The organism is Ramlibacter sp. (assembly GCF_041916345.1).
Lineage (GTDB): Bacteria > Pseudomonadota > Gammaproteobacteria > Burkholderiales > Burkholderiaceae_C > Ramlibacter.
In genome coordinates this window covers 1-8,650 of the sequence record NZ_JAYRZR010000123.1, presented here as the reverse complement: position 1 = coordinate 8,650, position 8,650 = coordinate 1, and the positions used below count along the sequence as shown (strand labels likewise).

Sequence of the window (8,650 nt, the reverse complement as noted above, 5' to 3'; positions counted from 1 at the left end):
CGGCGTGTTCAGCAGGATGGAGGTGGTGGAGCCGCCGTACATGGCCCCGTAGTAGATGCCGGCGAAGAAGATCATGGAGGCCGTGGCCTCCACCTTCACCGTGATGGGCAGCAGCATGGCCACCGCGACCGCCGGGCCGATGCCGGGCAGCACGCCCACGGCCGTGCCGACCACGCAGCCGATGAAGGCCCACATCAGGTTGATGGGCGTTGCCGCGGTGGCAAAGCCCGCGAGGAGCTGGTTCCAGACGTCCATGGCGCTCTTGTGGTGTCTACAGCCAGCCGGTGGCGGTGAGCCCCGGCAGCGAAATCGCCAGCAGCTTGGTGAACATCCAGTACACCGGCGCGGCGATCGCCAGGCCGACGATGCAATCGGTGCCGGTGGCGCGCGCATGCGTCGGCCGGCCTTCGGACAGGCGCAGGCCGCGGGCGGCCAGCACGAAGCACAGCGCGCAGCTCAGCACGAAGCCGATGCGCGTGATCAACAGCGCATTGGCCAGCAGGCCGGCCGAGACCCAGGCGAAGCCGACCCAGTCGCCCGTGTCGGCGCCCGAGGGCGCCTCCATCTGGCGGAAGCCGCCGGTGGCGGCCTCCCAGATGAGCCAGCCGCCGCACAGGGCCAGCACCGCGGCCACGAACCAGGGCAGGAAGTTCGGGCCGACGCCCGAGTACCCCGCCTCCGACGAGATGTCGCGGGCGCCCAGCGCCAGCAGACCCGCCAGCACCAGCACGCCAGCGCCGATGAGCCCGTGGCGCAGCGCGGGCGAGCCGGCCTGCATCACAGCATGCCCGACAGGTGCATGGTGGCGCGCAGGGCCGCGAACTCGTTGTCCACGAATTCGTCGAAGGCCTTGCCGGTCAGCAGCGCGGGCGTCCAGCCGTTCTTCTCCAGCGCGTCCTGCCAGCTCTTGTGCTTGGTGGCCTTGGTGATGATGTCGGTCAGCGCGGCGCGCTGCTCGGCGCTGATGCCCGGCGCACCGTAGACGCCGCGCCAGTTGCCCAGCACGACGTCATAGCCCTGCTCCTTCAGCGTGGGCACGTTGATGCCGGGCAGGCGCTTGTCGGACGTGACGCCGATGGGGCGCATCTTGCCGGCGGTGATGTGCTCGGCGAACTCGCTGTAGCCGCTGCCGCCCACGGTGACGTTGCCGCCCAGGATGGCCGCCACCGCCTCACCGCCGCCGCGGAAGGCCACGTAGTTCACCTTCTTCGGATCGGCGCCGACGTTGCGCGCCAGCATGGCCGCGGCGATGTGCTCGGTGGAGCCGCGCGAGCCGCCGCCCCACTTGACGCTGCCAGGGTCCTTCTTGAGCTGCTCGACCACGTCCTTCATGGTCTTCAGCGGCGAAGCCGCCGGCACCACGAACACGTTGTACTCGCTGGTCAGGCGCGCGATGGGCGTGCACTGCTGCAGCTGCACCGGCGGCTTGCCGGTGATGATGCCGCCCAGCATGACGGCGCCCATCATCATGATGGCGTTCGGGTCCCCCTTGGACGCGTTGACGAACTGCGCCAGGCCGATGATGCCGGCGGCGCCACCCTTGTTCTCGTACTGCACCGTGTCGGCGGCCTTGGCGTCCATGATGGCCTTGCCGAGCGCACGGCCGGTGGTGTCCCAGCCGCCCGCGGGGTTGGCCGGAATCAGCATCTTCAGGTTGGCGGCGGCGTGGGCCGACAGCGGCAGGACACCGGTGGCGGCCAGGGCGGCCAGGGTCTTCAGGAATTCGTCGCGACGCATGTGCAGGGTCTCCTAGGGATGGTCAACGATGCTGATGGTGGCCCACCACCCTGTCAATCGCCTGTCCGCGCGGCCTAGGGAAAGTGCTAATGTGACGGCCGCGCCATGGGGGACCGCATGAAGCTGCTGCTGGTGGAAGACGACGTGTCGATGCAGACGACGCTCACGCGGACGCTGCGCAACCGCGGCATGGAGGTGGCGGTGTGCAGCGACGGCCCCAGCGCGCTCGCGCGCTGGCGCGCGGATCCGCCGCATGTGGTGCTGCTCGATCTCACGCTGCCCGGCCTCGACGGCCTGCAGGTGCTGGAGCAGGCGCGCCGCGCCGGGCTGAAGACGCCGGTGCTGATCCTCACCGCGCGTGGCACGGTCGGTGACCGCATCATCGGCCTGAACACCGGCGCCGACGACTATCTGCCCAAGCCCTTCGACCTGGACGAACTCGAGGCGCGGGTGCGTGCCCTGCACCGTCGGCAGGCCCCGGCCGGCGCGAACAGCGGCGATCCGCCGGGCCCGGGCGGTCTGCGTCTGGACCGCGCCAGCGGCGCCGTGCACTGGCGCGACGAGATCCTGGAGCTGGCGCCGCGCGAGCTGGCGCTGCTGCAGGCGCTGCTCGCGCGGCCCGGTCACGCCGTGCCCAAGGAGCGGCTGTTCGAGCTGGTCTTCCCCGGCGAGGCGGACGTGCAGTACGAGGCCATCGAGGTCGTGGTGTACCGCCTGCGCAAGAAGCTCGCGCCCACCGGCGCCAAGCTGGTCACGCTGCGCGGCCTGGGCTACCTGCTGAAGGCGGCCGAGTGAGCGGCGCGGCGCTGTCCCTGCGGCGCCAGCTCCTGGCCGGCATCCTGCTGCCGGTCGGCCTGTTCATCGTGCTGCACGCGTTCAACCTTTACCGGCAGACGCTGGCCGCCGTCAACACGGCCTATGACCGCACCCTGCTGGCCTCGGCCAAGTCCATCGGCGAGCAGCTCGACGTGGAGGGCTACGACGCCGAGGCGCGACTGCGTGCCACGGTGTCGTACGCAGCGCTGGAGGCCTTCGAGGCCGACACGCAGAGCCGCCTGTACTACCGCGTCTCCAGCCTGGGCGGCGCGGTCATCTCCGGCTTCGACGACCTGCCCTTCTGGCGCGGCACCATCCCGGACCGCGGCGCCTATGCGGCGCTGGTGGATTTCTATGACGACAGCTACCGCGGCGAGCCGGTGCGCGTGGCCGTCCTGCTGCAGCCCGTGGCCAGCCAGAGCGGCCGCGGCATGGCCGTGGTGCAGGTGGCCGAGACGCTGGAGCTGCGCCGCACCCTCACCCGCAAGATCCTGATCGACACGCTGGTGCAGCAGGCGGCGCTGGTGCTCGTGATCGCGCTGGTCGTGGTGGTGGTCGTGCAGCGCGCCACGCGGCCGGTGCGCCAGCTCAGCGCGGAGATGCAGTCGCGGCCCGAGGGCGACCTCACGCCCATTGCCGCCGCCGGTGCGCCGCGCGAGCTGCTGCCGCTGGTGGACGCGACGAACTCGGTGATGTCGCGCCTGGCGCACCTGCTGGACAACCAGAAGCGATTCGTGCGCGACACCTCGCACCAGCTGCGCACGCCGCTGGCCGTGCTGAAGGCCCAGGTGCAGTCGGGCCTGCGCGGCGATGTGGATGCGCGCCAGGCGCTGGGGGAGATCAGCGACACGGTGGACCGCGCCACCGTGCTGGCCAACCAGATGCTCTCGCTCGCCAAGGTGGAGCAGCTGCGCCAGCAGCCCGAGAGCGATGTGACCGACCTGGCCGACGCCGTGCGGGCCGTGGCGCTGGACCTGGCCCCGCTGGTGGCCGACAAGGACATCGACTTCGAGCTGGACACGCAGCCTGCGCCGCTGGCCGCGCACGAGTGGATGCTGCGCGAGCTGGCGCGCAACCTGCTGCACAACGCCATCAAGCACACGCCGCGTGGCGGCACGCTGTCGGTGCGGGTGCTCGCGGACCGCAATGCCGCGGCGCTGATCGTCAGCGACAGCGGCCCCGGCATCCCCGCCGAACTGGCGCCGCGCCTGTTCCAGCCGTTCTCGGCCGCCGACGTGCGCAGCGGCTCCGGCCTGGGGCTGGCCATCTGCCACGAGATCGTGCGGGCGCTGGGCGGCACCATCGAGCTGGCCAACCGCGAGGTGCATGGCCGCGTGACCGGGCTGGACGCCACCGTGCGGCTGCCGCTGGCGGAGAATGCAGCCTGAATGGAACGCCTTCGCATCGACAAGTGGCTGTGGGCGGCGCGCTTCTACAAGACGCGCAGCCTGGCGGTGGAAGAGATCACGCGCGGCCGCGTCACCGTCAACGACCAGGCCGCCAAGCCCGCGCGCGAGGTGAAGGTGGGTGACACCGTCACCGTGCGCAAGGACGGCATCGCCTGGATCGTCGAGGTGCGTGCGCTGTCCGACGTGCGCGGCCCGGCGCCGGCGGCGCGCCTGCTGTATGAGGAAACGGCCGCCAGCATCGCCGCGCGCGAGCAGGCCGCCGAGGCGCGGCGCCTCGCACCCGAACCGGCGCATGCCATTGCCGATGGCCGGCCCACCAAGCGCGGCCGGCGCGATCTCGACGAGGCGCGGCAGGGCTGGGGCGATCGCTGGAGCGCCTCGCTGGACGACGACTAAGCGGCAACGCGCGCGGTGCGGGCTTGCCCTATGGCCCGGCCGCGGACGCGCATGGTCTACTCCTTGCTTTCCCGCAAGCGCATCTCGCAAGGAGTTTTCGCATGAGCATCCAGAAGTGGGCTGCCGCCCTCGCCGCCGCCCTGGCCTTCGCCGGCGCCGCCCAGGCCCAGCAGTTCTTCCGCATCGGCACCGGCGGCACAGCCGGCACCTACTATCCCGTCGGCGGCATGATCGCCAACTCGGTCAGCCAGCCGGGCAAGATCGTCGTCACCGCGCAGGCCAGCAACGGCTCGCTCGCGAACGTGAACGCCATCGCCGGCGGCGCCATGGAATCGGGCTTCTCGCAGTCCGACGTGGCCACCTGGGCCTTCACCGGCACCGGCGCCTTCGACGGCAAGCCCAAGATCGCCGACCTGCGCATGATCGCCAACCTGTACCCCGAGAGCATCCACCTGGTGGTGAAGAAGGGCTCGGGCATCAAGTCCGTGGCGGACCTGAAGGGCAAGCGCGTGGCCCTCGACGAGCCGGGCTCCGGCACGCTGATCAACGCGCGCATGGTGCTGGCCGCCTATGGCGTGAAGGAGTCGGACATCAAGCCCGAGTACATCAAGCCCAACCAGGCCGGCGACAAGCTCAAGGACGGCGCGCTCGACGCCTTCTTCTTCGTCGGCGGCTCGCCGGCCGGCGCCATCGCGGAACTCGCCTCCTCCGGCGCCGGCATCGAACTCGTGCCGCTGGCCGGCAAGGAAGCCGACACGTTGCGCCAGCAGAACCCGTACTTCGCCGTCGACACCATCGCCGCCGGCACCTACAAGGACGTCGCCGCGGTGCAGACGCTGGCCGTGGGCGCGCAGTGGGTGACCAGTGCCAAGGCCGACACCGAGACGGTCTACCAGATCACCAAGGCGCTGTTCTCCGACGCCACGCAGAAGGCCCTGCAGGCCGGCCATGCCAAGGGCAAGTTCATCACCAAGGAGAACGCGGTCAAGGGCGTGGGCATTCCGTTCCACCCTGGCGCCGAGAAGTTCTACAAGGAAGCCGGCCTGATCAAGTGACGTCGCGGCGGCCCATGCACGATGCAGGGGCCCTGCCCGCCTGATCCCCGCAGGGAGGCACACGCCTCCCTTTTTGCTGCCCACGCCACGCACCGATGACGACGACCACGGAACTCGACGACCGCAAGCTGCAGGAACTGGAGGAGAAGTTCGATCCGGAAATGCGGTTCCGCCCCACGGTGCCGCCGGCCACGCAGCTCGTGAAGTGGCTGCTGATCGCGCTCTCGGCCTTCCACTACTACACCGCCGGCTTCGGCCTGCTGCGCGAGACCACGCACCGCGGCGTGCACCTGGCCTTCGTGCTGGGCCTGATCTTCCTGGTGTTCGCGGCCGGCAAGAAGGCCTACGAGAACCCCCGCGCCTCTTCCTGGCTCGCGCCTGGCGGGGTACCGCTGGTGGACTGGCTGCTGGGCCTGGCCTGCGCCGCCAGCGTGCTGTACATCCCCTACGTGTTCGACGACCTGGCCTTCCGCGTCGGCAACCCGAGCACGCTGGACGTGATCGCGGGCTCGGTGCTCTTCCTCACCTTGCTGGAGGCGACGCGCCGCTCCATGGGCTGGCCGCTGCCGCTGATCGCCATCGGCTTCACCGCCTATGCATTGGCCGGCCCCTACTTCCCCGGCTTGCTCAAGCACGCCGGCGCCAGCTGGAGCCAGATGATCAACCACCAGTACCTCACCAGCCAGGGCATCTACGGCGTGGCGGTGGGCGTGGTGGCCACCTACGTCTTCCACTTCGTGCTGTTCGGCGTGATGGCCACGCGCATCGGCCTGGGCCAGCTGTTCCTGGACATCGCGTCCACGGTCGCCGGGCGCTACGCCGGCGGGCCGGCCAAGGTCAGCGTGTTCGGCTCGGCGATGTTCGGCACGCTGTCCGGTTCGTCGGTCGCCAATGCGGTCACCGTGGGCTCGCTCACCATCCCGGCCATGATCCGCGTGGGCTACCGGCGCGAGTTCGCGGGCGCGGTGGAGGCGGCCTCTTCCACCGGCGGGCAGATCACGCCGCCGGTGCTGGGCGCCGCGGCGTTCCTGATGGTGGAGTTCCTGAACGTCTCCTACCAGACCATCATCGCGGCCGCCGTGGTGCCCGCCTTCATGCACTTCTTCGGCGTCTTCATGCAGCTGCACTTCGAGGCCAAGCGCTACGGCCTGCGCGGCCTGACCGAGGAAGAGATGCCCAAGCTGCGCGAGTCGCTGCGCCAGCGCTGGCCCACGCTGGTGCCGCTGGTGCTGCTGATCGCCATCCTGGTGTCCGGCCGCACGCCCTACCTGGCCGCATTCACCGGCATCACCTCCTGCGCCATCATCGGCCTGACCACCCGCACCCAGGGCAACACGGCCGGCAACTGGGCACTGGCCCTGGTGCTGCACGCGCTGCTGGCCGTCATCGCCTTCGGCAACCTCGGCAGCCAGAGCGAGATGATCAAGCTGGGGCTCTTCGCCTGCGGCGTCGCCATCGCGCTGGCCGGCTGGAAGCTCGGCGGCATCACCGGCCGCGTCGGCCACGGGGTTGTGGTCGAGGCGCTGGAGACCGGCGCCAAGTACGCGCTAGCCGTGGGCGCGGCCGCGGCCACCGTGGGCATCGTCATCGGCGTCGTCACGCTCACCGGCGTCGGCTTCAAGATCAGCTACATCATCACGAGCTGGGCGCAGGCCATCGCGGGCGGGCTGGCGGTGGTGATCCCGGCCTGGATGGCCACGACGCAGGGCCTCACGCTGTTCGCCGCGCTCGTGATGACGGGCATGGTCTGCATCCTCATGGGCTGCGGCATTCCCACCACCGCCAACTACATCATCATGGTCACGGTGGCCGCGCCCACGCTGGTGCAGCTGGGCGTGCAGCCGCTGGTGGCGCACTTCTTCGTCTTCTACTACGGCGTGCTGGCCGACATCACGCCACCGGTGGCGCTGGCCGCCTACGCGGCCGCGGGCATGGCCGGCAGCGAGCCCTTCAAGACCGGCAACATGGCCTTCCGCCTCGGCCTGGCCAAGGTGCTGGTGCCGTTCGTGTTCGTGTTCTCGCCCTCGCTGCTGCTGGTGGCCAAGGGCTTCACCTGGGGCGACTTCGCGCTCACCTTCTTCGGCTGCGTGGTCGGCATCGTGGCCCTGGCCGCCGCACTCAGCGGCTACCTGCTGGCCGAGATGCGCAAGTGGGAGCGCCTGGTGCTCGTGGTGGCGGCCCTGCTGCTGATCGCGCCGGGCCTGCTGCCCACGGCGCTGGGCCTGGCCCTGTGCGTGCCGGTGGTGCTGAGCCAGTGGGCCGCGAGCCGGCCGCCAGCGCCCGTGCCGGGCTGAGCGCGCGCCGCGCGGCGCCCTACTTCGCGCGCTGCTCGCGCCGCTCGCGGGCGCGCCGCGCCTGCCGGCTCTCGCCGGCGCGCCGCTTCGCCTCGTCCTCCTGGCGGCGCTTCTCGCGCCAGCCACGCGAGAGGCGGCGCGCCACGGTGAAGGTGATCACCGAGGAGACGACGAGGATCAGGATGCCGAAGATGTCGGTAGGCATGGGTGGCGCTGAAAAACAAAGCCGCCCTTGGGGGCGGCTTGTGAAGGCATCTGGCGGAGCGAGAGGGATTCGAACCCTCGATGCAGGTTTTTGCCCGCATACTCCCTTAGCAGGGGAGCACCTTCGGCCTCTCGGTCATCGCTCCGGTGCCGCGCATTATGCCCGAAGGCGGCGCGGTCGCGTCGCCTCAGGCGCTGGCCTGGTCCAGGTCGAAGGCGCGGTGCAGGGCGCGCACCGCGAGTTCCATGTACTTCTCGTCGATCACGACCGAGGTCTTGATCTCGCTGGTGGAGATCATCTGGATGTTGATGCCCTCCTCGGCCAGCGCGCGGAACATCTTGCTGGCGATGCCCACGTGGCTGCGCATGCCGATGCCGACGATGGAGACCTTGCAGATGCGGGTGTCGCCTTCCACGCGGTCGGTGCCCAGCGTGGGGATCACCTTGGCCTTCAGCACGTCGAGCGCGCGCGCGTATTCGTTGCGGTGCACGGTGAAGCTGAAGTCGGTCTTGCCGTCGTGGCTGACGTTCTGGATGATGACGTCGACCTCGATGTTGGCCTCGGCCACGGCACCGAGGATCTGGAAGGCGATGCCCGGCCGGTCCGGCACGCCCAGGATGGAAATCTTGGCTTCGTCGCGGTTGAAAGCGATGCCGGAAACGACGGCTTGTTCCATTTTCTCGTCTTCCTCAAAAGTGATCAGCGTGCCGGAGGCGGCCTCTTCGTCCAGCGGGACGT

General features: G+C 70.1%; 10 protein-coding genes and 1 tRNA gene. 5 read left to right on the top strand and 6 right to left on the bottom strand.

Features of this window, described 5'->3' with window-relative positions; all coding sequences use genetic code 11:
* From ACE3T5_RS19940 to ACE3T5_RS19930, 3 genes are all read right to left on the bottom strand, one after another.
* Window positions 1–255: tripartite tricarboxylate transporter permease (locus tag ACE3T5_RS19940; RefSeq protein WP_374669856.1), on the bottom strand; the 255-nt coding region annotated here is incomplete at its 3' end.
* A gap of 16 nt (window positions 256–271) precedes the next feature.
* Complete coding sequence (locus ACE3T5_RS19935; protein WP_374669855.1) at window positions 272–778, bottom strand: tripartite tricarboxylate transporter TctB family protein; 507 nt, start codon at window positions 776–778, stop codon at window positions 272–274.
* Window positions 778–1,737 carry a Bug family tripartite tricarboxylate transporter substrate binding protein gene (locus ACE3T5_RS19930; protein WP_374669854.1) on the bottom strand — a complete coding sequence of 320 codons (960 nt, stop codon included), beginning with the start codon at window positions 1,735–1,737 and terminating at the stop codon, window positions 778–780. The genes ACE3T5_RS19935 and ACE3T5_RS19930 overlap by 1 nt, the downstream gene beginning before the upstream one ends.
* 117 nt (window positions 1,738–1,854) lie before the next feature.
* On the opposite strand from ACE3T5_RS19930, the gene ACE3T5_RS19925 reads away from it, so the two are divergent.
* From ACE3T5_RS19925 to ACE3T5_RS19905, 5 genes are all read left to right on the top strand, one after another.
* Entirely contained in the window at window positions 1,855–2,532 is a 678-nt protein-coding gene (locus ACE3T5_RS19925) for a response regulator transcription factor (RefSeq protein ID WP_374669853.1), read from the top strand.
* Window positions 2,529–3,941, top strand: a complete 1,413-nt coding sequence (locus ACE3T5_RS19920) for a sensor histidine kinase (RefSeq protein WP_374669852.1) — start codon at window positions 2,529–2,531, stop codon at window positions 3,939–3,941. Before ACE3T5_RS19925 ends, ACE3T5_RS19920 begins: the two co-directional genes overlap by 4 nt.
* On the top strand, window positions 3,942–4,358 hold the full coding sequence (locus tag ACE3T5_RS19915; RefSeq protein WP_374669851.1) for an RNA-binding S4 domain-containing protein: 417 nt from the start codon (window positions 3,942–3,944) through the stop codon (window positions 4,356–4,358). It abuts the gene before it with no gap.
* Window positions 4,359–4,459: 101 nt separating this feature from the next.
* On the top strand, window positions 4,460–5,413 hold the full coding sequence (locus ACE3T5_RS19910; RefSeq protein WP_374669850.1) for a TAXI family TRAP transporter solute-binding subunit: 954 nt from the start codon (window positions 4,460–4,462) through the stop codon (window positions 5,411–5,413).
* A gap of 95 nt (window positions 5,414–5,508) precedes the next feature.
* Window positions 5,509–7,707 carry a TRAP transporter permease gene (locus ACE3T5_RS19905; RefSeq protein WP_374669849.1) on the top strand — a complete coding sequence of 733 codons (2,199 nt, stop codon included), beginning with the start codon at window positions 5,509–5,511 and terminating at the stop codon, window positions 7,705–7,707.
* Between the two features lie 19 nt (window positions 7,708–7,726).
* On the opposite strand, the gene ACE3T5_RS19900 is transcribed toward ACE3T5_RS19905, so the two are convergent.
* The 3 genes from ACE3T5_RS19900 to ACE3T5_RS19890 form a co-directional block, all read right to left on the bottom strand.
* Window positions 7,727–7,912, bottom strand: coding sequence for a hypothetical protein (locus ACE3T5_RS19900; RefSeq protein WP_374669848.1), 186 nt, complete (start codon window positions 7,910–7,912; stop codon window positions 7,727–7,729).
* Window positions 7,913–7,963: 51 nt separating this feature from the next.
* Window positions 7,964–8,057 (bottom strand) — tRNA-Ser (locus ACE3T5_RS19895).
* A 42-nt stretch (window positions 8,058–8,099) separates the two neighbouring features.
* The coding region (locus ACE3T5_RS19890; protein WP_374669847.1) for an ACT domain-containing protein at window positions 8,100–8,650 on the bottom strand (551 nt) is incomplete at its 5' end.

What these genes read in the sequence shown, in the direction of transcription:
- ACE3T5_RS19900 (WP_374669848.1), bottom strand. Translation starts at nt 7,912, where the DNA reads ATGCCTACCGACATCTTCGGCATCCTGATCCTCGTCGTCTCCTCGGTG.
- ACE3T5_RS19930 (WP_374669854.1), bottom strand. Translation starts at nt 1,737, where the DNA reads ATGCGTCGCGACGAATTCCTGAAGACCCTGGCCGCCCTGGCCGCCACC.
- ACE3T5_RS19915 (WP_374669851.1), top strand. Translation starts at nt 3,942, where the DNA reads ATGGAACGCCTTCGCATCGACAAGTGGCTGTGGGCGGCGCGCTTCTAC.
- ACE3T5_RS19910 (WP_374669850.1), top strand. Translation starts at nt 4,460, where the DNA reads ATGAGCATCCAGAAGTGGGCTGCCGCCCTCGCCGCCGCCCTGGCCTTC.
- ACE3T5_RS19925 (WP_374669853.1), top strand. Translation starts at nt 1,855, where the DNA reads ATGAAGCTGCTGCTGGTGGAAGACGACGTGTCGATGCAGACGACGCTC.
- ACE3T5_RS19935 (WP_374669855.1), bottom strand. Translation starts at nt 778, where the DNA reads ATGCAGGCCGGCTCGCCCGCGCTGCGCCACGGGCTCATCGGCGCTGGC.
- ACE3T5_RS19905 (WP_374669849.1), top strand. Translation starts at nt 5,509, where the DNA reads ATGACGACGACCACGGAACTCGACGACCGCAAGCTGCAGGAACTGGAG.